Annotated in this window: 19 protein-coding genes; 10 read left to right on the top strand and 9 right to left on the bottom strand. The window is 72.2% G+C overall.

The features are described 5' to 3' along the window. From ASG45_RS00075 to ASG45_RS00110, 8 genes are all read right to left on the bottom strand, one after another. Positions 1 to 2346 carry an ATP-binding cassette domain-containing protein gene (locus ASG45_RS00075; protein ID WP_055831836.1) on the bottom strand — a complete coding sequence of 782 codons (2346 nt, stop codon included), beginning with the start codon at positions 2344 to 2346 and terminating at the stop codon, positions 1 to 3. Between the two features lie 162 nt (positions 2347 to 2508). Then, on the bottom strand, positions 2509 to 4065 hold the full coding sequence (locus tag ASG45_RS00080; RefSeq protein WP_055831838.1) for a DEAD/DEAH box helicase: 1557 nt from the start codon (positions 4063 to 4065) through the stop codon (positions 2509 to 2511). A 219-nt stretch (positions 4066 to 4284) separates the two neighbouring features. Then, the gene (locus ASG45_RS00085) at positions 4285 to 4857 is read right to left on the bottom strand and encodes a DNA-3-methyladenine glycosylase I (RefSeq protein ID WP_055831839.1); all 573 of its coding nucleotides are present in this window, start codon (positions 4855 to 4857) and stop codon (positions 4285 to 4287) included. A 144-nt stretch (positions 4858 to 5001) separates the two neighbouring features. Next, positions 5002 to 7104, bottom strand: coding sequence for an acyl-CoA dehydrogenase family protein (locus ASG45_RS00090; protein WP_055831841.1), 2103 nt, complete (start codon positions 7102 to 7104; stop codon positions 5002 to 5004). 262 nt (positions 7105 to 7366) lie between these two features. After that, entirely contained in the window at positions 7367 to 9409 is a 2043-nt protein-coding gene (gene recQ / locus ASG45_RS00095; RefSeq protein ID WP_055831843.1) for a DNA helicase RecQ, read from the bottom strand. An 84-nt stretch (positions 9410 to 9493) separates the two neighbouring features. Next, complete coding sequence (eccCa, locus tag ASG45_RS00100; protein WP_055831845.1) at positions 9494 to 13495, bottom strand: type VII secretion protein EccCa; 4002 nt, start codon at positions 13493 to 13495, stop codon at positions 9494 to 9496. Continuing rightward, positions 13492 to 14514 (bottom strand): RDD family protein, encoded by a 1023-nt coding sequence (locus ASG45_RS00105; RefSeq protein ID WP_055831847.1) that lies wholly within the window; start codon positions 14512 to 14514, stop codon positions 13492 to 13494. The genes eccCa and ASG45_RS00105 overlap by 4 nt, the downstream gene beginning before the upstream one ends. Next, positions 14511 to 15872 carry a hypothetical protein gene (locus tag ASG45_RS00110; protein WP_156459314.1) on the bottom strand — a complete coding sequence of 454 codons (1362 nt, stop codon included), beginning with the start codon at positions 15870 to 15872 and terminating at the stop codon, positions 14511 to 14513. The genes ASG45_RS00105 and ASG45_RS00110 overlap by 4 nt, the downstream gene beginning before the upstream one ends. A 292-nt stretch (positions 15873 to 16164) precedes the next feature. Here ASG45_RS00110 and ASG45_RS00115 point away from each other — a divergent pair, with 292 nt between their 5' ends. The 10 genes from ASG45_RS00115 to ASG45_RS00160 all read left to right on the top strand — a co-directional run bounded on the left by ASG45_RS00115 (position 16165) and on the right by ASG45_RS00160 (position 24922). Beyond that, positions 16165 to 16476 (top strand): WXG100 family type VII secretion target, encoded by a 312-nt coding sequence (locus ASG45_RS00115; protein ID WP_055831852.1) that lies wholly within the window; start codon positions 16165 to 16167, stop codon positions 16474 to 16476. Positions 16477 to 16505: 29 nt separating this feature from the next. Then, positions 16506 to 16793 (top strand): WXG100 family type VII secretion target, encoded by a 288-nt coding sequence (locus tag ASG45_RS00120; protein WP_070408677.1) that lies wholly within the window; start codon positions 16506 to 16508, stop codon positions 16791 to 16793. Positions 16794 to 16966: 173 nt separating this feature from the next. Next, positions 16967 to 17335 carry a hypothetical protein gene (locus ASG45_RS00125; protein WP_055831853.1) on the top strand — a complete coding sequence of 123 codons (369 nt, stop codon included), beginning with the start codon at positions 16967 to 16969 and terminating at the stop codon, positions 17333 to 17335. Beyond that, entirely contained in the window at positions 17335 to 18633 is a 1299-nt protein-coding gene (locus ASG45_RS00130; RefSeq protein ID WP_055831855.1) for a S8 family serine peptidase, read from the top strand. The genes ASG45_RS00125 and ASG45_RS00130 overlap by 1 nt, the downstream gene beginning before the upstream one ends. After that, positions 18630 to 20189, top strand: a complete 1560-nt coding sequence (locus tag ASG45_RS00135) for a hypothetical protein (protein ID WP_055831857.1) — start codon at positions 18630 to 18632, stop codon at positions 20187 to 20189. Before ASG45_RS00130 ends, ASG45_RS00135 begins: the two co-directional genes overlap by 4 nt. Continuing rightward, positions 20182 to 20499: a WXG100 family type VII secretion target gene (locus tag ASG45_RS00140; RefSeq protein WP_055831859.1), complete on the top strand. Its 318-nt coding sequence runs from the start codon at positions 20182 to 20184 to the stop codon at positions 20497 to 20499. The genes ASG45_RS00135 and ASG45_RS00140 overlap by 8 nt, the downstream gene beginning before the upstream one ends. A gap of 1 nt (position 20500) precedes the next feature. Then, positions 20501 to 20788 carry a WXG100 family type VII secretion target gene (locus ASG45_RS00145; protein ID WP_055831861.1) on the top strand — a complete coding sequence of 96 codons (288 nt, stop codon included), beginning with the start codon at positions 20501 to 20503 and terminating at the stop codon, positions 20786 to 20788. 138 nt (positions 20789 to 20926) lie between these two features. Continuing rightward, positions 20927 to 22261 (top strand): type VII secretion integral membrane protein EccD, encoded by a 1335-nt coding sequence (eccD, locus tag ASG45_RS00150; RefSeq protein ID WP_055831863.1) that lies wholly within the window; start codon positions 20927 to 20929, stop codon positions 22259 to 22261. A gap of 4 nt (positions 22262 to 22265) precedes the next feature. Then, positions 22266 to 23600 (top strand): type VII secretion protein EccB, encoded by a 1335-nt coding sequence (gene eccB, locus ASG45_RS00155; RefSeq protein ID WP_055831866.1) that lies wholly within the window; start codon positions 22266 to 22268, stop codon positions 23598 to 23600. Continuing rightward, the gene (locus ASG45_RS00160) at positions 23597 to 24922 is read left to right on the top strand and encodes a S8 family serine peptidase (protein WP_055831868.1); all 1326 of its coding nucleotides are present in this window, start codon (positions 23597 to 23599) and stop codon (positions 24920 to 24922) included. Before eccB ends, ASG45_RS00160 begins: the two co-directional genes overlap by 4 nt. On the opposite strand, the gene ASG45_RS00165 is transcribed toward ASG45_RS00160, so the two are convergent. Next, positions 24919 to 26145 (bottom strand): DUF5684 domain-containing protein, encoded by a 1227-nt coding sequence (locus ASG45_RS00165; RefSeq protein ID WP_055831870.1) that lies wholly within the window; start codon positions 26143 to 26145, stop codon positions 24919 to 24921. The genes ASG45_RS00160 and ASG45_RS00165 overlap by 4 nt on opposite strands. Positions 26146 to 26190: the final 45 nt, after the last annotated feature.

Here is a 26190-nt window from a genome sequence, read left to right on the forward strand (position 1 = left end):
TCACTCCCCGACGTACCGCGCCAGATACTCGCCCGTGAGCGTCGAGCGGGCAGTGACCAGGTCGGCCGGCGTGCCCTCGAACACCACGGTGCCGCCGTCGTGACCGGCGCCCGGTCCCAGGTCGATGATCCAGTCGGCGTGCGCCATCACGGCCTGGTGGTGCTCGATGACGACGACCGTGTTGCCGGCGTCGACGAGGTGGTCGAGCAGCCCGAGCAGAGTGTCGACATCGGCCAGGTGCAGGCCCGTCGTGGGCTCGTCGAGCACGTAGACGGCCCCCGACTTGGCCATCGAGATCGCCAGCTTGAGACGCTGACGTTCACCGCCCGAGAGCGTGTTGAGGGCCTGACCGAGCGTCAGGTACCCGAGGCCGACGTCGTTCAGACGAGCAAGGACCGCGACGGCCGGTCCGGTGACGAGGAACTCCGCCGCCTCGGCGACCGACAGCGCCAGCACCTCGGCGATGTTCTTGCCGTCGAGGGTGTACTCGAGCACGGCGTCGGAGAAGCCCGTTCCCCCGCACAGTTCGCACACGGTCTCGACGGTCGATTGGAACCCGAGCTCGGTCACGATGACTCCCAGGCCCTTGCAGGCGACGCATGCGCCCTCGGAGTTGGCGCTGAAGAGCGCCGGCTTCACACCGTTCGCCTTGGCGAACGCCGCGCGCACCGCGTCGAGGATGCCCGTGTAGGTCGCCGGGCTGCTGCGGCGCGAGCCCTTGATCGCCGATTGGTCGACCACCACGACGTCGTCGAACGACGGCAGGTGGCCGTGGATGAGCGAGGACTTGCCCGACCCCGCGACCCCGGTCACGACCGTCAGGACGCCGCGGGGCACATCGACGTCGACGCCCCGCAGGTTGTGGTCGACGGCTCCGCGGATGGGCAGGGCGCCGGTCGCCGCGCGCACCGCGGGCTTCAGCCGCGCGCGGTGGTCGAGGAACCGGCCGGTCAGGGTGTCGGAGGAACGGAGCCCCGCGACGTCGCCCTCGTACTGCACCCGGCCCCCGTCGCGCCCGGCGCGCGGGCCCAGATCGACGACGTGGTCGGCGATGTCGATGACCTCGGGCTTGTGCTCGACGACGAGCACCGTGTTGCCCTTGTCGCGCAGTTGCAGGAGGGTCTCGTTCATGCGCTGGATGTCGTGGGGGTGGAGTCCCGCCGTGGGCTCGTCGAAGACGTAGGTGATGTCGCTGAGGCTCGAGCCGAGATGCCGGATCATCTTGGTGCGCTGGGCCTCGCCACCCGAGAGCGTGCCGCTCGCGCGATCGAGCGACAGGTAACCCAGACCGATGCGCACGAAGGCGTCGAGGGTGTCGCCCAGCCCCTCGACGAGGGGCGCCACGGAGGAGTCGTCGATCGTCCGCACCCAGGCCGCGAGGTCGGTGATCTGCATGGCGGCGGCATCGGCGATGTTCACGTCGCCGATGCGCGAGGAGCGGGCGCCGTCGTTCAGCCGTGTTCCCGCACACGCCGGGCACGCGACGAAGGTGACGGCGCGATCGACGAAGGCCCGCACGTGCGGCTGCAGGGCGTCGCGGTCTTTCTGCAGCATGCTCTTCGTGATCTTGGGAACGAGTCCCTCGTAGGTCATGTTGGTGTTCGCGATGCGGACCTTGGTCTGCTCTTTGTAGAAGAAGTCGTGACGTTCCTGCGCCGAGTACTGCTCGATCGGGGTGTCGGCGTCGACGAACCCCGACTCGCTGAACACGCGCACCATCCAGCCGTCGGCGGTGTATCCCGGAACGAGGATGGCGCCCGCGTTCAGCGACAGCGTCTTGTCGACGAGCTGGTCGAGGTCGATGTCGCTGACCTTGCCGAGCCCCTCGCACTCGGGGCACATGCCCCCGGTGATCTCGAACGAGCGTCGCTCTTTCTGGCCCTTGCGGGCGCCCCGGGCGACGGTCACGGCCCCCGCGCCCGAGATCGACGGGACGTTGAACGAGAACGCCTGCGACGACCCGACGTGCGGCTGCCCCAGGCGGCTGAAGAGCATGCGCAGCATGGCGTGCACGTCGGTGGCGGTGCCCACCGTCGAGCGGGCGTTGGCGGTCATGCGCTCTTGGTCGACGCGGATGGTCGCGCTGAGGTTCTCGAGCGCGTCGACGTCGGGCCGCGAGAGCTGACCCATGAACTGCTGCACGAACGTGGGGTAGGTCTCGTTGATGAGCCGCTGCGACTCGGCGGCGATCGTCCCGAAGACGAGCGATGATTTGCCCGAGCCGCTCACCCCGGTGAACACCGTGAGCCGACGCTTGGGAACGTCGAGGTCGACGCCCTTCAGGTTGTTCTCGCGCGCGCCGCGCACGCGGATGACGTCGTGCGCATCGGGGACGGGGTCGCTCATGCGGCGCTCCTTCGAGGATCGGCCCCGGGTGGGCCGCCCCCAGTGTGGCGCAGACCCCCGACATCCGCGAGGCTCCCCGCACGCCGGCCCCGAACGACCACGGCCGGTGGAGACGACGACGCCCCCACAGCCGGAGCTGCGGGGGCGTCGATCGAGGAGAGGTCAGCCCTGCGCGCGACGGTTGGTGCGCGGCGAGCGGGAGCCGACGACCATGCCGGTCGTGGGGGCGCCGGATGCCGAGCGGCCCGCGCCCTGCGGACGTGCGGCGCCGGCACCGGCGCGCTGTGCGCCGCCTGCGCCCTGGCCACGGCCCGCACCGGAACGCTGACCGCCACGACCGCCCTGGGGAGCGCGTGCGCCCGATGCGGCGTCGGCCGCCGGGGCGCCGGCGCTGCGACGACGACCGCCGCCGCCGGCACCCTGGGCGCCACCGCGGCCCGACGACTGCTGGCCCTCGCCGCGAGCGGCGCGCTTGCGCTGGGCGTTGGCGCCCTGCGAGCGTCCGCCACCCTGCTGCTGCGGGGCGACGACGGGCTCGGGCTTGACCCACTCGGCGACCTCGCCGACGAGCGCGACGACCTCGGGCGAGGTGGAGGTCACGACCGTAGGCGTGGCCGAGATCTTGGCCTTGCGCAGGATGTCGAGGGTGTCGCGACGCTGCTCGGGGAGCATGATCGTCACGACGTCACCGGCGGAACCGGCGCGGGCGGTGCGGCCCGAGCGGTGCAGGTACGCCTTGTGCTCGACGGGCGGGTCGACGTGCACGACCAGCTCGACGCCGTCGACGTGCACGCCACGGGCGGCGACGTCGGTGGCGACGAGCACCCGGGCGCGGCCGTCGCCGAAGGCGGCGAGGTTGCGGTCGCGTGCCGGCTGCGACAGGTTGCCGTGCAGGTCGACCGAGGGGATGCCTGCCGCGGTCAGCGCCTTGGCGAGCTTCTTGGCCTGGTGCTTGGTGCGCATGAACAGGATGCGGCGGGCGGTACCCGAGGCGAGGGTCTGCACGAGGCGGTTCTTCGCCTCGGTGTCGGCCGGCGCGAAGACGTGGTGGGTCATCGCGGCGACGTGCGAGTGGGCCTCGTCGACGGAGTGCAGCACCTCGTTGCGCAGGAATCGCTTGACGAGCTTGTCGACCCCGTTGTCGAGCGTGGCCGAGAACAGCAGGCGCTGGCCGTCGGCGGGCGTGCGCGAGAGCAGACGGGTCACGCCGGGCAGGAAGCCGAGGTCGGCCATGTGGTCGGCCTCGTCGAGCACGGTGATCTCGATGTCGCCCAGGTTGGCGAAGCCCTGACCGATGAGGTCCTCGAGGCGGCCGGGGCAGGCGACGAGGATGTCGACGCCGGCGGCGAGAGCGTCGACCTGGCGCTTCTGGTTCACGCCGCCGTACACGGTGGTCGTGGTCAGGTCGAAGGCGGCGGCGAGGGGCTTGATGACCTCGTCGATCTGGTTCGCGAGCTCGCGGGTGGGCGCCAGCACGAGAGCGCGGGGGCGACGTCCGCGACGGCGATCGCTCGTGGCCGCGAGGCGGGCGACGAGGGGCAGCGCGAAGGCGAGGGTCTTGCCCGAGCCGGTCTTGCCGCGGCCGAGCACGTCGCGCCCGGCGAGCGTGTCGGGCAGGGTGTCGGCCTGGATCGGGAAGGGCTCGTTCTTGCCCTGGGCGGCGAGAACGTCGATGAGGGGGGCGGGCACGCCGAGGTCGGCGAAAGTCTGAGACGTCATGAATACTCCTGCCGGCGCGCGGGCACGCACGGCGGTTCGGGATGCCGCGATGCTGCGGCTGCAATGGGCGAAGGCGCCGGGTGGCGCATCCGTTCGCCGTGAAGGTCAAAGGCCCGAGAGAGGGGCCGGTGCGTTCGACGACGCTGGGAGCGGAACGCTCCAATCGAACAGCCTACCGCCTGGAGTGGCGACACGCGGAATCGGCGACTCCGGTCGGCCTCAGTGCGACGCGCGCCAGCAGCCGGCGACGTGGTCGTCGACCATGCCGGAGGACTGCATGAGGGCGTACATCGTGGTCGGGCCGACGAAGCGGAATCCGCGGCGCCGCAGCTCTTTGCTCATCGCGGTGGATTCCGGTGTGACGGCCGGCACCTCGGCGAAGGTCGCGGGCGGCGTGTGCCCGGTGGGGGCGAACGACCACATCAGCGCGTCGAACTCGCCCTCGGCCAGGGCGGCCACGATGGCCGCGTTGCCGATCACCGCCTCGATCTTGCCCCGGTGGCGGATGATCCCGGCATCCTGCAGCAGACGCGCGACGTCGTCGGGACCGAACGCGGCCACGACCTCGGGGGCGAAGTCGTGGAAGACCTCGCGGAAGCGCGGGCGTTTGCGCAGGATCGTGATCCAGGCGAGCCCGGCCTGGAAGCCCTCGAGACTGAGCTTCTCGAAGAGCGGGCGATCGCCGCGCAGCGTGGAGCCCCACTCCTCGTCGTGGTACCGCTGATACTCGGCGTCGGAGCCCGCCCACGCGCATCGGACGACGCCGTCGGCGCCGGTCACCAGGTCGGTCATACGCCCAGGCTAGAGGGGGCTGCCGACACGGCGGGGCGCCGGCCCGACAAGGCGGTCACGAGAGCAGGTGACACAGCCGCGAACAGGCCGATCCGGGGGAGATCGGCCTGTTCGCGCGGAGCTTGTTCTCGCCGCGGAACGCCGCTACTTCGCGGGCTTCTTCTCGGGAACGGGGGCGTTGCCCGACGCCCGCTGCGCGGCGTAGTACGACGCCGCCTCGTTCTGCCGATCGTCTTCGACACCCGACGCGATCGAGGCGCGGATGTGCTCGGGACCGTAGCCGAAGGCGTCGACCAGGTCTTGCGCGTGCGGACGCAGACGCGCGCACAGGCGGTCGATGTAGCTCGACACCGCGGCACCGCGCTGCGTCGACAGGCGCCCGTTGATGAGGTACCAGGCGAGGTGCTTCTCGATGAGCTGCAGACCGAACAGGTCGCGCAACCAGGTGAGCACCCGCAGGGTGCCGTCGTCGTCGATCCGGTTGATCGCGTCGGTGAAGGCCTCCCACTGCAGGAGCTCGCCGTGCGCGCGCGCCGCCTCGATGAGCTGCGACTGGTTCTCGTTGAAGAGGGCGGCGGCGTCTTCACGCGACAGTTTGGATGCCGGGCGCAGGCGCCCCGCGATGTCGGCGATCATCTGCTGCACGCGGCCGGCCAGCAGCTCGTGCTGCTGTTCGGCGCGGAGCCCCTTCTCGACCGAGCGCGCGGTGGAGCCGAAGTCGCTGACGGCCTGGCCGAGCTGGCGCATGCCGGCACCGTGGAAGAGCTTCCCAGCGGTCTGGCCCACGGCGAAGGCGGCGAGCTGCTTGGCATCCTTGCCCTTGAACGACCGGGCGTAGTCGGCGAGCAGACGCTTGCCGACGAGCTGCAGCAGCACGTTGTTGTCGCCCTCGAAGGTGACGTAGATGTCGAGATCGGCGCGCAGGCCCACGAGACGGTTCTCGAACAGGAAGCCCTGGCCGCCGCAGGCCTCGCGGGACTCCTGCAGGGTGTCGAGCGCGTGCCAGGTCGACAGCGGCTTGAGGGCTGCGGCGAGGGTCTCGAGGTCTTCGCGGTCGGCGTCGGTGTCGAGCGCGCCGCTGAAGACGCCGTCGAACTTCTGCAGGAATTCGTCGTGGGCGAAGATCTCGGCGTACGTCGTCGCCAGGCGCGGCAGCAGACGCCGCTGGTGCTTGCCGTAGTCGAGCAGGGTCACCTCGGGGGTGCCGCTGCCCGAGTCGAACTGGCGGCGCTGGTTGCCGTAGGTGATGGCGATGGTGAGGCCGATGGCCGAGGCCCACGCGGCGGCCCCGTCGAGCGAGACGCGGCCCTGCACGAGCGTGCCGAGCATCGTGAAGAAGCGGCGGCCGGGGCTGGCGATGTCGCTCGAGTAGGTGCCGTCGGCGGCGACGTCGCCGTAGCGGTTGAGCAGATTCGTGCGCGGGACGCGGACGTGGTCGAAGTGCAGACGGCCGTTGTCGATGCCGTTCAGGCCGCCCTTGAGGCCGTCGTCCTCGCCGCCGATGCCGGGCAGGAAGGCGCCCGACTCGTCGCGCAGCGGCACGTAGAAGCAGTGCACGCCGTGGTTGACGCCGTTCGTGATGAGCTGCGCGAACACCGTCGCGGCTTTGCCGTGCAGGGCGGCGTTTCCGAGGTAGTCCTTCCACGCACCGCGGAAGGGCGTGTGGATGACGAACTCCTCGGTGTCGGCGTCGTAGGTCGCCGTCGTGCCGATCGCGGCGACGTCGGAGCCGTGGCCGGTCTCGGTCATGGCGAAGGCGCCGGGGATCTCGAGGCTCATGATGCCGGGGAGCCACTTGTCGTGGTGCTCGGCGGTGCCGAGCTGCAGCACGGCCGAGCCGAACAGGCCCCACTGCACACCCGACTTGATCTGCAGGCTGGGGTCGGCCGCCACCAGCTCCTCGAAGCCGGCGATGTTGGCCCCGTTGTTCTCTTCTCCGCCGAAGCGCTTCGGGAAGGCCCGGTGCACCGCCTTGTTCTGCACCAGGAGGTGCAGCTGGCTGAGCGTGCGCTCGCGGTGGGCGTCCATGCCCAGCGAATCGTCGCGCCACAGCGCGGGATCCTTGAGCATCTCGCGCGCCTGGCGGCGGGTGTCGGCCCACGTGCCGAGCAGCAGGTCGGTGACCCGCTCGGTGTCGATGCGCGCCTCGGCGGCCTCGGCGGCGGTGTGCGGGGCGGCGGGGGCTCCCCCGACGGGGGTACGCGTGCTCGTGGCGGGCGTGGTGGGACGGACGGCGGCGTCGGTCATTCTCGGCACCTTTCGACGTTGCAAAGGAATACCCCCACGGTAGGTGTCCCACAACGCCCCGGCAATCGACCTGTGGGATGTACACAACTCGTCCGGCGGACGTCGGGCCCGGAGGTTGTGGGGGGTCACCATTTCCGAGGATGCGCTGACCGCGCGCCGGAGGCGTCGGCAGCACCCACCGCGTACTCACCCTGCTCGACCGCGGGCGTCGACCGCTGGAGCTGGGCCGCCGCCGCCGGTGAAACGGCGCCCTGTCGTCCCGTCAGTTCGCGGCGACCACCGTGAGGATGCCGTCGCCGTACGCCTCGCGCTTCTTGGCGCCGATGCCGGTGATGCCGTCGAGGTCGCCGGTCGAGGCGGGTCGCGCCGCCGCGATCGCGCGCAGCGTGGCGTCACCGAAGACGATGTACGCCGGAACCCCCTGCTCGCGAGCCTTCTCGGCGCGCCAGGCGCGCAGGGCCTCGAACAGGTCGCGATCGGCGGGCGCGACGTCGTCGGCGCTCGACTTGCGCTGCCGGGTCGAACCACCGCCGCCGCCCGTGCGCCCGAGAGCATCGCGGCGAAGGGGAACGGGCGACTCGCCCCGAAGCACCCCGGCCGACGCCTCGCTGAGCGCGAGCGTGCCGTAATCGCCCTGCGCGGCGATGATCCCGCGGGCGAGGAGCTGACGGATGACGCTGCGCCAGTCCTGATCGGACAGGTCGGCGCCGAGTCCGTAGGTGCTCAGTCGGTCGTGCCCCTGCTGGGCGATGCGCTCGGTCTTGGCTCCGCGCAGGATGTCGATGAGGTGGCCCGCGCCGAACGCCTGGCCGCGCTCGCGCTGTAGACGCACGATGGTCGACAGCAGCTTCTGCGCCGCGACCAAGCCGTCCCAGGTGTCGGGCGGGGTGAGGCAGGTGTCGCAGTTGCCGCAGGGGTCGGACTTCTGCCCGAAGTACTCGAGGAGGTTCTGCCGACGGCATCCGACCGTCTCGCACAGCGCCAGCATGGCGTCGAGATGCTGCCCGAGGCGCATCTTGTACGAGCGGTCGCCCGGCGACTGGTCGATCATGCGGCGTTGCTGCACGACGTCGCCCAGGCCGTAGGCCATCCAGACGACCGAGGGGTCGCCGTCGCGGCCGGCGCGGCCCGTCTCTTGGTAGTAGCCCTCGACGGACTTCGGCAGGTCGATGTGCGCCACGAAGCGCACGTCGGGCTTGTCGATGCCCATTCCGAAGGCGATCGTGGCGACCATGATGACGCCGTCGTCGCGCAGGAAGCGCGACTGGTTCGCCGCCCGCACCGAGGCGTCGAGACCGGCGTGGTACGGCAGCGCGTCGAGCCCCTGCGTGCAGAGGTACGCCGCCATCTGTTCGACGCTCTTGCGACTGAGCGCGTACACGATGCCCGCCGAGCCCTCGGGCTGCGCCTTGATGAACTGCACCAGCTGACGACGCGGGTCGACCTTGGCGTCGATGCGGTACTGGATGTTCGGGCGATCGAAACTGGCGACGAAGCCGCGGGCGTCGCGCAGACGGAGACGTTCGACGATCTCTTGCGCGGTCGCCGTGGTCGCGGTGGCGGTGAGTGCCATGCGCGGCACACCGGGGAAGCGCTCGGCGAGGTCGCCCAGCGCGAGGTAGTCGGGGCGGAAGTCGTGACCCCACTGCGACACGCAATGGGCCTCGTCGATCGCGATGACGCTCAGGCGTCCGCGCGACAGCAGCCCCAGCGTCTGCGCGCCGTTGAGGCGCTCGGGGGCGACGTAGAGCAGGTCGAGCTCGCCGGCGAGGAAGGCCTGTTCCACCGCCTGCCGCTCGGCGGGGGCCTGCGTGGAGTTGAGGTACCCGGCACGCACACCGTTGGCGATGAGCGCCTCGACCTGGTCGTGCATGAGGGCGATCAGCGGGCTGACGACCAGGCCCGTACCCGGGCGCACGAGGGCGGGCACCTGGTACGTGACGCTCTTGCCGCCGCCGGTGGGCATGAGCACCACCGCGTCGCCGCCGTCGACGACGTGCTGCACGATGTCGGCCTGATCGCCGCGGAACGCGTCGTAGCCGTAGACCTCGTGCAGCACCTCGCGCGGATCGCGTCCGGTGAAGTCGCGCACGGCCGGGAGCTCACGGGCGGTGCCCGTCGCGACCGCGGCGCGGGCGAACCGCGAATTCACGGCATCCGTCGGCGGCGGCGGGGCGTCGAGGTCGTCGGGCGGGGCGAACAGATCGGGGTCCCAGTCCGCTCCCGCGTAGGGGTCGTCGGGGGTGTCGTACGACTCGGGCGGCGCGTCGGCGTACGACTCGGGTGCGGCGCCGGGATATGTCACCCCTCCACGGTAACCGGCCCCACCGACACCGACACCGCCCCGACCTCCATCGGGGGAGGCCGGGGCGGTGGGGAGGAGGGGTGATCAGCTCGTCGGCGGCGAGAAGACCAGCTGCGAGGCGACGAGACCGTGCTCGCGGCTGACGATCTGCGCCCGACCCGGCGCTGCCCGCTCGGGCTTGACCCGACCGATCAAGGCACCCTCTTCGGGGTTCCCCCCCAGCAGGATGCCGGTCACGCCGAGATCGGTGAAGCGCTGGATGATCGGGTCGTAGGCCGCTCGGCTCGCGCCGCCCGACCGACGCGTCAGTATGACGTGCAGACCGAGGTCGCCGGCCTGCGCCAGCAGCGGCTGCAACACCGCGAGAGGGTTGCCCTGGCTGGTGGCGACGAGGTCGTAGTCGTCGACCAGGATGAAGCCCTCGGCGCCCTTCCACCAGCTGCGTTCGCGCAGCTGCGTGGGGGTCACGTCGGGGCCGGGGATGCGCGTGGAGAAGTACTGCGCGAGGTCGTTCATTCCACCCGTGGCCAGGTCGTGCGAGGTGAGATAGGCCCCGAGGTATTCGTCGGGGATCTCACCGAGCAGCGCGCGACGATAGTCGACGACGAAGATCTTCGCCTCGGCGGCCGTGTACAGGCGCTGGATCTCTTTCGCCACGCCCCGCAGGAGCGCCGACTTGCCCATTCCCGAGTCGCCGTAGACGAACAGGTGCGACTCGACGCGCGGGTCGACGCCGAAGGGCGAGAGCTGCGCCTCCTCGATGCCGAGCAGCAGGCGCGGGTCGTCGGGCGCGGCGAGCGCGCGCACCTCGTCGAGCGAGATGGTCTCGGGGAGCAGTCGCATCTTCGGGCCGGGCTCGCCGTGCCAGGCGGCGGCGACCTTGCCGATCATGTCGGCCACACCGTCGGCGAGGGTGCCCGCGTCGCCGGAGCCGTCGATGCGCGGCACGGAGGTGAGCATCTGCAGCTTGGTCGCGCTGAGGCCACGGCCGGGCTGGCCCGCGGCCACGTTGGCCGCCTGCTTGCGGTCGACGTCGGAGTCGGTCGGGTCGCCCAGACGCAGCTCGACCCGCGTCTGGATGAGATCTTTGAGTGCCGCGCGGATCTCGAGCCACCGGTTCGCGGTCACCACGACGTGCACGCCGAAGCTCAGGCCGCGCGCGGCGATCGTCTGGATGCGGGCTTCGAGGGGCTCGAACTCGGCCCGGAGCGTCGACCACCCGTCGACCACGAGGAAGACGTCGCCGAAGCCGTCGTCGAGCCGCCCGTCGCGCCGTCGCGAGCGGTACGTCTCGATGGAGTCGACGGCGTTTCGACGGAAGTACTGCTCGCGCGCGTCGAGCACGGCCTCGACCTCGGCCACCGCGCGACGCACGGCCTCGGGCTCGGTTCGCGTGGCGACACCGGCCACGTGCGGGTGCCGCTGCATCGCCGTGAAGCCGCCGCCGCCGAAATCGAGCACGAAGAACTGCAGCTCCTGCGGGGTGCCCGTCAGCGCCAGCGCCGAGACGAGGGTGCGCGCGAGCGTGGACTTGCCGCTCAGCGGCGAACCGACGATCGCGACGTGACCGGCCGCACCGCCGAGCGAGACCGTGAGGTGGTCGCGGCGCTGCTCCAGCGGGATGTCGACGACACCGATCGGCACGGTGAGGGCTCCGGCGTCACGCCACCGGCGCGAGACGAGGCCCAGCACGGGGTCTTCCGCCAGGTCGGGCATGAGCTCGTCGAGGGGGGACGGTTCGGCCAGCGGCGGCAGCCACACCTGGTGGGCCTCGGGACCGCGGTCCTTCATGCGGTCCACGGCGATCTGGAACGTCGACCGCTTCTCGGCGACGGGCGCCGAGATCGCCGCCGGCGCGGCATCCATCTCGATGTCGGTGTCGTCGTCGGGCTGGGCCATGGCCGTGAACACCTCGACCCGCGCGGGCCCCGACGAGACGGCGTCGAACTCGTCGACGGCGACGCCGGGATTGCCCCTCGGCCGCCCCGACACGTACGCCGCGCGGAACTGCACGAGGTTCTCGGTGTCGCTTTTGAGAAAGCCCACGCCCGGTTCCTGCGGCAGCGTGTACGCGTCGGGCGTGCCGATGATCGTGCGCGACTCGGCGGCCGAGAAGGTGCGCAGACCGATCCGGTACGACAGGTACGTGTCGAGCCCGCGCAGCTTGCCCTCTTCGAGGCGCTGGGATGCCAGGAGCAGGTGCACGTGGAGCGATCGGCCGACGCGCCCGATGTTGAGGAAGCTGTCGACGAACTCGGGTTTGGCCGACAGCAGCTCGGAGAACTCGTCGACGACGACCAGCAGGGCCGGGAGCGGAGCCAGGTCGGAGCGCCCGCCGCGGCGCGCCGCCTCGTACTCGCCGACGTTGGCGAAGTTGCCCGACGCGCGCAGCAGCTCCTGACGGCGCACGATCTCGCCCTGCAGGGCGTCCTGGAAGCGGTCCACCAGAGCGAGCTCGGCCCCCAGGTTGGTGATGACGGCCGAGACGTGGGGCATGTCGGCCATGCCCGCGAACGTCGCGCCGCCCTTGAAGTCGACGAGGACGAAGTTCAACTGCTCGGGCGAGTGGGTCATCGCGAGCGCGAGCACGAGGGTGCGCAGCACCTCGGACTTACCCGAACCGGTCGCCCCCACCATCACGCCGTGGGGCCCCATACCCTGCGAGGCGGACTCTTTCAGGTCGAGGATGAGCGGCGCCCCCGACGGCTCCTGACCGATCGGGACGCGCAAGCGGTCGCGCTCGAGGCGCGGGCTCCACGCCTGGTCGAAGTCGACCGCGCGCACGTCGGGAAGGCCGAGCAGTTCCGTCAGCTCGGCCTGACCCTGCGTCGTCGGCGCGTCGACGACCACCATGGGCGCGGGCCGCAGCGGCATGAGCCGGCGCGCGGTGGCCTCGGCCTCGGCGATGGTCATGGCATCCGGGTAGAAGGTCTGCGCGCGCCCCGCGCCGTCGATGAACTCCGCGGGCGCGACGACGGCCGCGGTCTCGCCGCGGCGGGGCCGCACGGGAGCCACGGTCTCGGCGAGCGCCACGCGCGCGATCGACGGATCGTCGAGCTCGTCCCACCGCGCGGGCAGGTCGATCACGGTGACGCCCTGCGCGCCCTCGAGCCCCGCGAACGAGGCGTGCGCCATCGTGTCGACACCGTCGACGACGAGCACGACGTGCGGGGTGACCCCGCCGCCGGGCGCGAACCGCGGACGACCGGCGAGCTGGGTCGGCAGCATGTCGACGAGCTCGTCGAGCGAGCCCGAGATCATGCGCGCGGGGCCGAGTCGGTCCTGCACCCGCGACGACATCGCGTGCGGCAGCCACTTCACCCAGTCCCAGGCGGCCGTCTGCGCGGGGCCGGCGAGCACCGCGACGATCACGTCTTCGGGATCGTGCAGCGTCGCCGCCGAAGCGACGAGCGAGCGCGCGAGGCTGCGCACGGCGTCTTCGTCGGCGCCCACGAGCTCGATGCGCGCGTAGTCGCCGAGGGGGAAGCCGAGAGGAAGGTCGCGCTGGATCTCGTGCGTCAGCATGAAGCGGTGGGCGGCCGAGGCGGCGACCGGATCGAGTTGCGCCAGGGGCGGCAGCTCGGGTGCCTCGAGGGCGAGGCTGAGCGGCTGGTCGGCGACGCCGATGCGCGCGAGGAGGAACGTCTCGTCGCCCGGCTGGCGTTCCCAGACGCGGGACCGCTCCTCGGCGATGTAGGGCAGGGCGGCGGGAGCGGGCATGATCCATCCGCCGTGGCGACGCTGCTTGCGCGCGGCGACCCGCACCGTCTCGCGGAGGTCGGACAGGTACGCGAGGTACTCGCGCCGATTGCCCAGCACCTCGGCGTTGCGCTGGGCGCGCTGACGCCAGCCGTTGACGGCGACGAAGCCCAGCGACGACAGCAGGAACATGCCTCCGATGAGGAAGCCCGTCGGCCCGCTGTTCGAGATGGTGACCATCACGATGGCGCCCACGCTGCCGAGCATCGGCAGGAGCGAGGTCAGGATGCCGCTGCCGCCCTCGTTCGGCACGAGCTCGGGCGGCGGCTGCAGCACGATCCGCCCGTTCGGCAGCGACGGCGGGGCGATGCGCGGACCCGTGCTCACGCGGGACCTCCGATCAGGCGGCTGAGGGTGAAGACGCGTTCGCCGAGGCGCACGCGGGTGCCGTCCTCGAGCAGGGTGCGCGCACCGGGAGGGAGGGGATGGACGGCGCCGTCGTCGTCGATGAGCTCGGAGCCGTTCGTCGATCCGGCGTCGATGACCCACGCCACCTCGCCGTCGTGTTCGAGGCGCAGGTGCGTCTTGGAGATGAGGCGGTCGGGGTCGTCGACCGCGATGAGCACGTCGCCGGTCTGATCGGCGACCGGTGCGCGCCCGAAGTTGACCGCGGCGGGGAGTGCGAACTGCGCGCGCTGGCCGGTGTCGAAGACGACCAGCAGCTCGGCGCCCGTCACACCGGTGCGCGGAGTCGGCGCGGCGTCGCCGTCACCGTCGGCGTCGACGGTCGCGGCCGGAGCCACGGGGGCCGGGCGTGCGCCCGCCGACGTGGGCGCCTCGATCGCGATGAGCGGGGAATCCCACTCGGGGGCGGACGGAAGCGCCGCCACGCCGGCGTCGACGCGGAGGGGTTCGCGCGGTGACGCCGGTCGCGCATGGACCGTGGGCTCCGACAGAGCGCGGGGGTCGTCGGCATCCGGGGCCTTCTCGCCCCGCGGGACGGCCAGAAGGACCGTTCCCGCCGCGCGATCCGCCCACGAGCGTCGCCGACCCGAGCGGTCGAAGGCGGCCGAGGCCACGACGACCCACGCCCCCGCCACGAGCACCAGCCCGCCGAGCACGACGAGCAGGCCGCGCACGAAGGCGCGCCCGGCGCCCGGGACGAGCGGCGCCTCGATCCGCGACGTGCGCACACCGAACAGCAGCGCACCGGGGGTCGACCCCCGACGCGCCTGCAGGATCCACAGGCCCAACAACGCCTCGGCCGCGACCGCGGCACCGAGGACGGGAGAGCCGAGAAGCGATGCCACGCCCGCGGCGATGACCACGAGGGCGGCGTCGACGCTGAAGGCGCCCACGCGCACCCCCACCGTCGCGGGCGCGCCGAACGGCGGCGTCTGCGTCATGTCGCCATCATCGCACGCGCGATCTCGATCGCTCCGGCGGCGAGCATGCCCGCCGGGAGCGACAGAGCCGTCGCGAGCGCCTCGAAGACGTCGCCCGTGCGCGACCAGCCGAGGGAGCGGAAGCCGCGGCCGATGGGCACCGTCAGCAGCGCGCACCCGAGACCCACCGCGAGGCAGATGCCGGCGATCACCACGAGCAGGCCCGACGAGATCGCGGGGAGCAGCGCCACCAGCACCGCAGCCAGGACGACGGCGGCTCCCGCTCGCTCGACCCAGCGGAGGAACGGCACGGTGCTCTTGCGCGAGCCGAGCAGCAACGCCAAAACGACCGTCGTCGCCAGGGCGATCCGCCCGCCCAGGATCACCGGGTCCTCGGAGGGGAACGACGGCAGCGCGGTGAACGCGCTGGCCGCCCCCGCCAGGATCAGCAGCAGCACCCCGATGGTGAGTCGCGCCGTGGAGCGCTCGACCAGGGCGTCGGCATCGGCCGCCTCGATCGTGCGCACCTCGTCGGGCAGGCTCTGCCGCACCGTCCACCGCGTGGTCTGGAACCGGGCGTAGTCGACGAACGTGCCGGGCGCGACGTCGACGAGGCTCGCCTGCAGCACGCGCTGCGCGACGGGGACGAGACCGAGCGTGACGGCCGCGGGCGCCGTGGGGTCGAGATGCAGAAGAAGAGAGAGGCCCCAGACGCCCGCGAGCACGCCCACCACGATCGCGGCCGTCCGACCCTGCGCGCGCAGGGTCTCGGGAGCGCCGAGCACGCCGATGACGCCGGCGAGGATCGCCCCGCCGAGCAGCCCGGTGAACACGGCCACCGACGCCGACGACGCCGGCACGTCGGGGACGACGGCCACCCCTCCCCCGAACGCGAGCGAGATCAGGGCGACCACGGGAACGAGGGTCGACGTGGTCGAGCGGGCCGACAGCGAGAACGCGGTGGCCGAGGCCAGCGCGGCGATCAGCGCGACGACCGCGACCGGCACGCGGACCGACGCCGGAAGGGCGTCGCCGCCGAGGAGACGCAGAAGGGCCAGGATGCCGCCCCCCGCCGCCAGCACCGACCACACGGCCGGTGCCCGACGGGCGAGAACGGGCCGCTTCGCGTCGGCGGTCGCGGCGGCGAACGAGGCCGCGGGATCGACGAGGACCAGGACGGAGCCGTCGTCGAGGGAGCGCATGGTCGTGGACCGATCGATCTCGCGGCCGGCGATGCCCACCACCCGCACGCCGTCGCCCGTGACGGCCGCGGCGCGCAGGACGTCGTCGACGCTGGCGTGCAGCGGAACCACGAGATCGAACCGCGTGGCGCCGTCGACCAGCGCGACACGTCGCCCGTGCACCACCTCAGCGCTCAACGGTCCCCCTCGTTCTCGCCGCCCGTCCGCCTCGGAAGGCGCGGGAACCGCACCAGCGTAGCCGCCCGGCACCGGCCGCGTGGTCCTCGACGGCCGGGGTGTGAAGATGAGAATTTTGTCATTTTTGGGTTTGCGCAAGAGGCTTGCCGTGACCCCCTCCTTTACGTACATTCAGTGGGTCGGTGGGGGGCTCCGGTTGTTCCATCGATCCCGCGTCCGGGTCCGATTCCCGTGCGTGAAGACATGATCCGCAACGCCCGGGCGCGCCCGGAGGAACAACGAGGAGACAGACGTGGCAGATCTCATCGCAGCCCAGGAGGGTGCGCTTCGTCGCGGAGCCGAAGCGGTCAACACCGCGAAGTCGGGCATCGACGAGCAGGTTCGCAAGGTTCGTACCGAGCTCGACCAGGTGGCCGGCTTCTGGACCGGCGCCGCCGCCGGTTCCTACACGCAGCTCATGCAGCGGTGGAACGAAGAGACCACCAAGCTCAACAACGTGCTCGTCACGCTCGAAGACGCTCTGCGCGGCACCGAGCGCGACCAGGCGGCCTCGGAAGAGTCGCACCAGCAGACCATCGGCAACCTGGGCTCGCTGCTCGGCTGACCCCGCTCGACACGAAAGAAGGAACTCCCATGCAGTCCATGTCCGTTCGTCCCGAGCAGGTCATCGCCCTCTCCGGTCAGATCCGCAACGGTGCCTCCGGCATCCGCACCCGTCTCGACGACCTCGAGTCGCAGGTCGGCGCGCTGCGCGCCTCCTGGGACGGTGAAGCGCAGACCGCCTACGACCAGGCCCAGGCTCAGTGGACGCAGTCCATCACGCGCCTGAACGAACTGCTCCAGCAGATCGCCGCCAAGACCGACGAGATGGCCCAGGGTTACACCTCGACCGACAAGTCCGCCGCCGGCCGCTTCGTCTGAGTCGCATCGAGCCGGCGGTCGCGACTCGCGACCGCCGGTTCTTTCGGCCCTGACGGGCTTTCTTCTGCGGCGCTGCGCCGCCGTCGGAGTCGCCCGCACCGCCCCGGCCCGGCGTCGCGGGCGCGGAGACTCCGCGCATCACCCTCTTCTGACCTCGAGAAACGAGTGATCCCATGTCTGACATCGGCTACGAAGGCGACCTTCCCCTTCACAACTCGAGCACGCTGACGACATCGACCGATCAGCTGCCGTCCGCCGCCGTCATCGCGATGGTCGAAGGCAACTCGACCGAGGTCCCCGCGGCCGCATTCACGTCGCACCTCGAGCAGCGCGCCCAGATGCTGGGTATGCGCATCGAAGAGGTACGCCAGTACGTCCAGCAGAACGCCGAGGCGCTCGCTCAGGCCGTCACCACGCTCCGCGATCGCGACGAGATGAACGCCAGCGACGCCACCAACGCCCTCTCGCTGATCGACGCGGCGGCGACGCCCCCGTCGGCGGGCAGCCGATCGCCGTTCTCGAGTCGGAACATCCCTCTGTGATGAGCGCGCCCCGTTCCGCGGGCCGCGCCGTCGGCGCCGTTCTCGTCGCCACCATCGTCTCCTTCGGCGCCGCCTCCCCCGCCCTCGCGGAGGGCGAGAGCGACAACCCGCAAGAGAACCTCGCGTTCTGGTACTCCACCTACGGCGTCGACGCGGCGCACGCGGCCGGCCTCACCGGCGCGGGCGTCAAGGTCGGAGTCATCGAGAAGCAGATCAATCCCGACCTCCCGGTGTTCGAGGGACGCAACCTCCGCATCTCGGACTTCCCGATCTGCTCCAACGCCCCCGAGGTGAAGACGGCGGATGCCAACTCGGCAGCGCGTCACGGAACCACGATGACCGCACTGCTCATCGGCAACGGAACCGGGTCGGGCAACATCAACGGTGTGGCCCCCGACGCCGACGTCACCGTCTACGGATACGGGCCCGAGAGCGACGAGCGGTGCGACGTCAACTCCGACGAGGACATCAGCGAATTCGGATTGGCGGTCAAGACCGCCGTCGACGACGGCAACGAGATCGTCTACACGGCCGTCGGCCAGCCCTGGGACGAGCGGGACGCCCCGGTGATCGCGTACGCCGTCGCGAAGGGTGTCGCCGTCGTCAGCGCCTCGGCGAACCCCAGCCAACTCGGCGACTCCGAGACCTCGGTCGGTGCGCTCAACGGCGTCGTGACCACCACGGCCATCGATCGCGAAGGCCACATCCAGAAGAGCTCGGACGGCTCGGACTACGTCATCACCCACACCACCGTGGTCGCCGGAGGGTTCCGGATCCCCGGGGTGGGGCGCGAGGGCGACTGGTCGGCCACCGGATCGGGGACGGGGTCGTCGAACACCGCTCCCCTGGTCGCGGGAATGCTCGCGTTGGCCGCCCAGAAGACGCCCCAGGCGACGGGGAACCAGCTGGTGCAGGCCCTCATCGCCACCACGAACGACGAGGTGCACACGCCGGCCCGCACCGATGACGGCTACGGCTACGGCGCCGCTTGGCTGTCGTCGCTTCTCTCCGTCGATCCGCTGCAGTACCCCGATGAGACCCCGCTGATGGACAAGCCCGCGGGAATGCCGACCGCGGAACAGATCGCCACCGCCAAGACGCAGGGCTACGTCGCCCCCGCTGCGCGGTCGCGCAGCTTCGACGCCTACGGCGACGAGCCCAGCGGCTTCGACATCGGGGCGCTCGTCCCCTGGATCATCGGCGCGGTCGTCGGGTTCGTGGTCCTCGCGATCGTCATCACCATCGTCATCATCACCATCAGCCGACGCCGTAAGGCAGAGGGAGGAAAGTCGTCATGACCGGAGACTGGGAACTGCGCCTGCAGCGCCTCGCCGAGGGTGGCGTTCCATGGGACGTTCCGACGCGCACCGAGTTGGTGAGCGGCCTCACGGCGCTCAAGAACGTCCTCGATCGCGTCGCCAGCGACCCGGGCCTGGTGGGACGAGCGGGAACGTCGGCGCAAGCGGCTTTCAGCTCCACCGCGTCCGAGGTCTCGAAGCAGATCGGCTACGTCGAAGACGAGATCCCCCGATACCTCGCTGATGCCAACGACATCCGTTCGCGCGCGCGGGACTCGCTGGCCTCGCTGCCCGCCGGGGAGATGACTCCCGGGCAGGAGATCGCGGTCCGCGGGGCCGCCATGGGCTCCACCTTCATGCTCGGTCCCGTGTCGTTCCTCGCGGGCGAAGGTGCCACCAACGTCATCAACGGCTACCTGGCGGATCGACGCGAAGACGACGCGAGGACGAAGTTTCAAGCGCACTCCGACGAGCTCGACCAGATCTCGATGACCAACCCACCACCGTTCAACCCGACGGCCACGCCCGACGACGATCCGTCGCCCGCACCGACGCCCGGCTCGCAACCCGGACCGGGACGCGTCGGCGGTCGGAGCATCGAGCAGTACCCGAATTGGGACGTGTCGCCGCTCGGCCCCGGCGGCGGCGGTAGCAGCGGGGGAAACGGCGGCATCGACATTCCGCCCCCCTCGACGGGTGAGACCCCCGGCGACTACGAGACGCTGCCCGGCACTCCCTCGGGCCCGAGCGAGTACGGTCCTTTCCCGAACGGCCACCCCGACCTGCCGACCGGCCGACCGCCGATCGACCTCGAGAACATCCCGCCCGACCCGACTCCCGACGGCCCGATCTCGGGCTCGCCCACCCTTCCCGGCGGCATCCCGAGCCTGCCCGGCGGAGGAGGCGGCGGCGGCGGACTGATCGGCACCCCCGGTGGTCCGGGCGCGGGCCTCGGCTCGGGCCTGTCGGCCGGACTCGTCGCCGGCGGCGGCGGCGCCCTCGCTCTCGGTCGCGTCGGCGCCCCCACGGGGGGCGCCGGTGGCGGCCTCTTCGGCGGCGGCGGCGCCGTGGCGGGTGGCGGCGGCGCCGGCGGGCGCGCAGGCGGACTGCTGGGCAAGACCCCCGGCGGGGGCACCGGCGCCCGCGGTGTCGGTGGACTCGGTGGCGTCGGCGGCGGCGCAGCCGGTTCGTCGACGGCACGCGGCGCGGGCATGCGCGGTGCCGGCATGGGCGGAGCGGCAGGCGGCGGCACGGCCGGTGGTGGCACAGCCGCCGGCGGAGGACGCCGCGGTGCCGGTGGAGCGGCGACCGCCGCGGGCGGAGCACGCGGCGCGGGCGCCGCGGCCGGCGCGACGCGCGGCGCAGCGGGCGGCAACCGGGGCGTCGGTGGGATGGGCGGACCGGGTTCCCGGTCCGACCGAAAGGACGAGGCGGCACGCGGCCTCGGTGGCCCCATCGCTCCCCGCATGGAAGACGACGAAGAGATCGGTCCCCGTTCCGAGAACGCCCAGGCGGGCGGTCGCGACGGGTCCGACAGGAGTGAGGACAATGTCTGATCGCATCTCCGCGGGCGAGGGCGCCCTCGTCCGAGGCGCCGAAGTGGTGGCGGGCACGCACGCCGACATCGCCGACAGCGCCCGCCGGGTCCTCGCCGAGCTCGACGAGCTGCGCGCCAACTGGACGGGCGACGCCGCCACGGCGTACGGGGTGCTGGTGAACGAGTGGACGGCCGGGGCGAACCGTCTCAACGACGTGCTGGTCACCCTCAGCGCCGCCCTGACCGCGACGGCGCGTGACCAGGAAGCCGTCGAAGAGGCGCACAGCACGACGATCCACGGGCTGGGCTCACTGCTGGGAGGCGAATGAGATGAGTGATCTCCGCGTCACACCCGAATCCCTGCACGCTGCGGCCGGCCGCTTGCGCGCCGAGAGTGCCCGCATCGACGCCGCTCTGAGCGGCCTCGATGCCGAGGTGTCCCGACTGCGCGGCGAATGGGAGGGCACCGCCCAGGTCGCCTACAACAACGCGCAGCAGCAGTGGAGCGCCACCCTCGAGCAGATGAGGGACGCCCTGCACCGCATCTCGACCGCCACCGACAACATCGCCGACGACTACGTCACGGCCGACCGCGCGTCCGCGGCGCGCTTCGGCTGAACGCGTCGACCGGGCACGTGACCGGGCGCTCCGATCGGACGCGCGGTCCCGTGCTCGGCGCGCGGAACGCCGTGCCCCGACGATAGGATTTCGGGGTCTGACCGCAGGGGGCTTCGGTCCGGAAAGAGGGGGCCGCGGATGGCTGACGTCATGAACGCCACACGGGCGCTGCTGCGCCTGTCCGTGCAGAGCGAGGGCCGCCGGCTCGACATCGCGATTCCCGCTCAGGTGCCCGTCATCGAGTTCCTGCCGGGCTTCGCCCGATCGCTCGGGGTGCTCGATCCGTCGATGACCTCCGCCGGCTACGCCCTGCAGCGAGCCGACGGCACCACCGTCGATCCGTCGCGCGGGGCCTCGGCCCAGGGCATCGTCGACGGAGAGGTGCTCACCCTCGTGCGTGGCGGGCTCGTCGCTCAGCCGCGCGTCTATGACGACATCGTCGAGGCCGTCATCGACGCCACGTCGCAGCAGAACCGGCCCTGGACGACGCGCGACAACGCCCGCACGGCCCTCGCGGTCAGCCTGGCCCTGCTCGGCGTCTGCGCGGTGCTGCTCCTCGCCGCCGGCCGTGCCCTCCCCTTCGGCGCCCTGGTCGCCGGTGGCGGCGCGGTCGTGCTGCTCGTCGTGGCAGCCGTCGTCGCGCGGCTCGGCCAACGCGAGGCCGGCCAGGGCCTGGGAATGGCGGCCTCCGTGTTCGCGGCGGTGGCGGGGTTCCTCGCCGTCCCGCCGGCGTTCGACATCTGGGGCTGGCCGCTCGCCGCCGCGGGGGGTGGAGCCTTCGTGATCGCCGGCGTCGCTCTGGCCCTCACCCGCGACCGCGCCGAACTTCAGCTCGCGCCCCTGATCGCCGGCGGGGTCATCGGCGTCACGGGCACCTTCGCCGCCTTCTTCCCCGCCGCGACCGTGTGGACGCTCATGGTCGGCATCATCGCGACCCTCGGCGGCGCACTCCCGTGGCTCGCCCTCGGAACCACTCGACTGCGCATCGTCTCGCCGCAGAGTGACGCCGAGATGTTCGCCGAACCGGAGCCCATCGACGCCGACGACGTCGCGGAGCGGGTGGCGCAGGGCAAGCGCATCCTCATGGCCCTGCGGCTCGCCCTCGCCGCGTCCGTGCTCCTCGCCGTCCCCCTCGTCGCCGCGCAGAACGCCGCGGGGGCGCTCCTGGGCGCCCTGGCCTTCGCCGGCATGATGTTCCCCTCCCGGCAGACGTTCGCGCGAGCGGGCGTGCTGACGGTGATGACGACCGGCATCCTGGGTCTCGTCGTCTCGGGCGTGGTCGCCTCGCTGACGCAGCCCGACCTGCGTGTGGGCATCCTGGTCGTGCTCGCGATCGCCACCGTCAGCGTGGTCACCGTCACCCTGCTGGCTCCGAAGACGCGCCTGCGGCTGATCCGGATCGCCGACACCGCCGAACTGCTGGTGCTGGCGTCGCTGCTTCCGCTGTCGGTCATCGCCTCCGGTCTGGCCTGACGTCGTGGCCACCAAGGGCGACCTGATCGAGGCGCAGAACTTCTCGCGCCGACGCCTGCTCACCGCGTTCGTCAGCGGCGCGCCGGGCGGCAAGGAACTGCAGCCGACGTCTCCGCTGCGCGCGGTCATCGCGGCCATCGCCCTCACGGTCATCGTCGTGCTGGTCGGCGTGTTCTACGGGCTGATCCGCCCCGGCCTTCCGACGGGATGGGAGAACGGCAAGCTCGTGCTCGTCTCCGACACCGGGGCGCGTTTCGTCACCGTCGAGGGCGTCCTGCACCCCGTCATCAACACGGCCAGCGCCCGCCTGCTGCTGCCCGCGAGCGATTTCGGCGTGATCTCCACCGACCAGGCGACCCTGGCCGGCACTCCCGTGGGGGACACCCTCGGCATCACGGGAGCGCCCGACGAGATCCCACCCGCGTCGGGGCTCATCAACACCGGGTGGAGCGCGTGCGTCTCCGACGTGGCCGGCCTCGACGTGCGCCTGTCCACGGCGAGCGGTCCGGCCACCGAGACCGACCGCGCGGTCGTCGTCTCGGTCGACGGCATCCTGCACGTGGTGCTGGGGGGTCGCAGTTTCGCGGTGTCGAGCAGCGACGCCGACGCCGTGCTGCGCGCGGCCGGCATCTCGGCGCTGTCGCCGGTGACGGTGCCCGCGGCGTGGCTCGATCTGTTCACCGCCAGCACGCCCCTCACCCCCCTGACGCTGCAGAACTACGGCGCCTCGGTGCCCGGGACCAACCTCAAGGTGGGCCAGGTGATCCGGCAGGCCGGTTCGGCCGACGACGAGCGGTTCCTCGTGCAGACCGGCGGGGTGCTCGAGGCGCTGACCCCCCTCGCCTGGCAGCTCTACCAGCTGGGCAGCGGCAGCGCGCTGAACGGCTCCGTGACCGAGGTCACCGCCGACGAGATCCGCACGCTCTCGACGGCGCCCACCGGCCTCGGCGACGAGTGGCCGCGCACCGGCTTCGAGACCGTCGCCGCCGGCGAACGCCCCTGCGCGATCCTCCGGGGCGGCGAGGGGCAGGCGACGACCGCTCTCGCCACTCAGCCGGCCTCGGCGCCCGTCACGGCCGGCGTACGGGTCGACCCGAGCCACGGTGCCCTCGTGCGCGCCGGAGGGCGCGGAGACCAGAGCTCCAGCGTGCTGACCCTGGTGGATGCCACGGGCACGGCCTACCCGCTGCCGAACGCCACCGACGAGACCATCGCCCGCCTCGGTTACTCCCCCTCCGACGTCGCCGCCGTGACCGACGGGTGGACGGCGCTGCTGCGCACGGGCCCGTCGTTGAGCGAGAGCGCCGCGCAGCAGTCCCCGACCACGGGGTCGAAGTGACCCTTCGCCGGCGGACCGGCGGGTTCGGTGCGGCGATCCTCGTCGCGGGTCTGCTGCTGTCGGCCTCGCCCGCCGCCGCTCACGCCTCGGGCCCGGCATCCGGTGTCGTGTCGTCGTCGCGCGACCAGTGCCTCGCGGCGACGCGGATCAGCCAGACCCCGCCCGCCCTCGACAAGCTGCAGAGCGAGGCGGCGTGGGAGCTCACCCGCGGCGCGGGCATCACGGTGGCCGTCGTGGATTCCGGCGTCGCCCCGAACCCCCACCTCGACGACGCGATCATCGCCGGCGTCAACCTCGTGCCCGACGGCACCGACGGCATCGGGCGCACCGACGTCTACGGTCACGGAACGGTGATCGCCGGGCAGATCGCCGCCCGGCTCATCCCGAAGTCGGGCGTTCAGGGACTCGCCCCCGAGGTGCGGATCCTGCCGGTGCGCGTGTACGCCGGCGACTCCGATCAGCAGGTCGAGGCCGGGTTCGGTCCGAACACCGCGCGCATGGCCGAGGGCATCCGCATCGCGGCCGACCGTGGCGCGCAGATCATCAACGTCTCGATGAGCACGACCGAGAAGAACGCGGCCCTGGCCGACGCGGTCGCCTACGCCCGCGATCGCGGCAGCCTGGTCGTCGCCAGCGCCGGCAACCGCGACTCCACCTCCGCGGTCGAAGAGAACGGTTCCGACGGCACGCGCTACCCCGCCGGTTTCTCCGGCGCCATCGGGGTCGCGGCCGCCAACGACGCGGGCGTCGTCACGAGTGCGAGCATCCGCGGCTCCCATGTCGCGCTGGCCGCCCCCGGGCAGAACATCGCGTCGGCGTGGCCGCAGGGCGGCGACTGCGCGGTCGCCACCGACGCCCCCGCCACCAGCTACGCCGCCGCCTACGTCTCGGCCGCGGCGGCCCTCGTCGCCGCCGCCCATCCCGACGAGACGCCCGCGCAGTGGGCCTACCGCCTCGAGGCGACGGCCGTGCGGGCGCAGCCCGACACGCGCTCGAACTCGTCGGGCTGGGGCATCGTGCAGCCCTACGACGCGATCGTGCTCGTACCCGGCTCAGGGCTCCGCGGCCCCAAGAGCCCCTTCCCGGGTGCCGCGTCCACGCCGCAGCCGACGCAGACGCCCGAGGCCGTCGCGGTGGTCGTCGGACCCGGACCGGATGCCGCGGCCATCACCCTGGCGACGGGGATCGGCGTCGGCGGTCTCATCGTGCTGGGCGCGATCGGAGCCCTCGCGGTCCTCGTGAGCCGACGCCGCGAGGAGACCGAGCCCCGCCGCCCCGCCCCCACGGGCCGTGGACTCTACGGGGACGCGCCGGCCGACTAGGCGATCGCGCCGGGACGCAGATCGATCTGCGCGTCGCCGAGACGGAACCGCTCCGAGGCGAGAGCGGGGGTCTGCGCGCGCAGCCGTTCGCTGCGCCCGTCGTCGTGCAGCAGCGTCACGCCGTTCGTCGAGTCCAGGTCGGTGATGGTCCAGCCCGTCACCGTCCAGTCGAGCCGCGCATGCTGCTTCGACATGGTGCGCGTGTCGTCGGCGACCGCGATGTACTGCACGGATTCCTCGGTCTGCGCGGGTTTGCGTCCGAGCACGACGGTTCGTCCGGTGATGCTCACCTGCTCCCCGTCGGGGAGGCCGAGGATCCACTCCCCCCGGCGGCGGGAGCGGGGCCGAGCGGTCTGCGTCGATTCGTCGAGCGGCGCCGCGACCGGCATCTCGGCGCGGTCGGCGGCGGATGCCGTGGCGTCGGTCGTCTCGGCGACCCGGTCGAACGGCGCGCCGGTGTCAGCGGCCGCGGGTCCGTCCGCGGCGTCGATCCCCCCGAGGCCGCTCTCGGCGGTCGGGGCGACGGGGGCGGCACTCACCGGCGCGACGTCGTCGTGCTCGGCCGGGCCGGAATCGTCGCCGTGCACAGCGGAGCCGGAGGGGGGAGCGACCGGCACGGAGGATCCGACCTCGGGCGTCGTCGTGAGGACCGACGCGCCCCGCGGGGGGACGTCGACGGGTCCGGCCAGCACCGGTACGGCGGCCGGGACCTCGACGGAGCGCGAAGCGCGGCGGGTTCCGGCGGCCGCGGCCGGCGTTCCCGCCCCGGGGACCGCGGTGAGGGGGCCCGACGAGGGCTCCTCGGCGTCGTCCACCGCGGCCTCGTCGACCGCGGGGTCGTTCGCGTCGTGGGGCTTCGCGGCATCCGGGGTCGCTCCGGGTGCGGCGAGGATCCCCGCCCACACGGGCGGCAGAACGAGCGCCAGCGCCGTCGTACCGGCACCGCGTCCCGACGCAGCGCCCAGGCGGTGCGCCGCGGTCGCCTTGAGCACGAGGGCGTAGACGTTGACGAACGGCACGAGCAGCAGCACGGCGCGCACCGGGTCGACCCGCCCCAGCCGGAAGACCTCGGCGTCGTTCACGATCGGCACCCACGCGCGCCAGGGCTCCGCACCGCGCGCCGCGAAGACGCGCGACAGGCCCATCGCGTACCAGACGTGCAGCACCACGGCGAGCACGAGTACCGCGCCCGCGGTCGTGGCGATCAGGCCCAGAGCGTTCATGCATCCCCCGTCGATGGTCTGCTCCGACGCTACCGTCTCGCGCGG

The organism is Microbacterium sp. Leaf436 (assembly GCF_001424715.1).
In the GTDB taxonomy this organism is placed as follows: domain Bacteria; phylum Actinomycetota; class Actinomycetes; order Actinomycetales; family Microbacteriaceae; genus Microbacterium.

What these genes read in the sequence shown, in the direction of transcription:
- ASG45_RS00075 (WP_055831836.1), bottom strand. Translation starts at nt 2,346, where the DNA reads ATGAGCGACCCCGTCCCCGATGCGCACGACGTCATCCGCGTGCGCGGC.
- ASG45_RS00080 (WP_055831838.1), bottom strand. Translation starts at nt 4,065, where the DNA reads ATGACGTCTCAGACTTTCGCCGACCTCGGCGTGCCCGCCCCCCTCATC.
- ASG45_RS00085 (WP_055831839.1), bottom strand. Translation starts at nt 4,857, where the DNA reads ATGACCGACCTGGTGACCGGCGCCGACGGCGTCGTCCGATGCGCGTGG.
- ASG45_RS00090 (WP_055831841.1), bottom strand. Translation starts at nt 7,104, where the DNA reads ATGACCGACGCCGCCGTCCGTCCCACCACGCCCGCCACGAGCACGCGT.
- ASG45_RS00105 (WP_055831847.1), bottom strand. Translation starts at nt 14,514, where the DNA reads ATGACGCAGACGCCGCCGTTCGGCGCGCCCGCGACGGTGGGGGTGCGC.
- ASG45_RS00120 (WP_070408677.1), top strand. Translation starts at nt 16,506, where the DNA reads ATGCAGTCCATGTCCGTTCGTCCCGAGCAGGTCATCGCCCTCTCCGGT.
- ASG45_RS00125 (WP_055831853.1), top strand. Translation starts at nt 16,967, where the DNA reads ATGTCTGACATCGGCTACGAAGGCGACCTTCCCCTTCACAACTCGAGC.
- ASG45_RS00130 (WP_055831855.1), top strand. Translation starts at nt 17,335, where the DNA reads ATGAGCGCGCCCCGTTCCGCGGGCCGCGCCGTCGGCGCCGTTCTCGTC.
- ASG45_RS00135 (WP_055831857.1), top strand. Translation starts at nt 18,630, where the DNA reads ATGACCGGAGACTGGGAACTGCGCCTGCAGCGCCTCGCCGAGGGTGGC.
- ASG45_RS00140 (WP_055831859.1), top strand. Translation starts at nt 20,182, where the DNA reads ATGTCTGATCGCATCTCCGCGGGCGAGGGCGCCCTCGTCCGAGGCGCC.
- ASG45_RS00145 (WP_055831861.1), top strand. Translation starts at nt 20,501, where the DNA reads ATGAGTGATCTCCGCGTCACACCCGAATCCCTGCACGCTGCGGCCGGC.
- eccD (WP_055831863.1), top strand. Translation starts at nt 20,927, where the DNA reads ATGGCTGACGTCATGAACGCCACACGGGCGCTGCTGCGCCTGTCCGTG.
- ASG45_RS00165 (WP_055831870.1), bottom strand. Translation starts at nt 26,145, where the DNA reads ATGAACGCTCTGGGCCTGATCGCCACGACCGCGGGCGCGGTACTCGTG.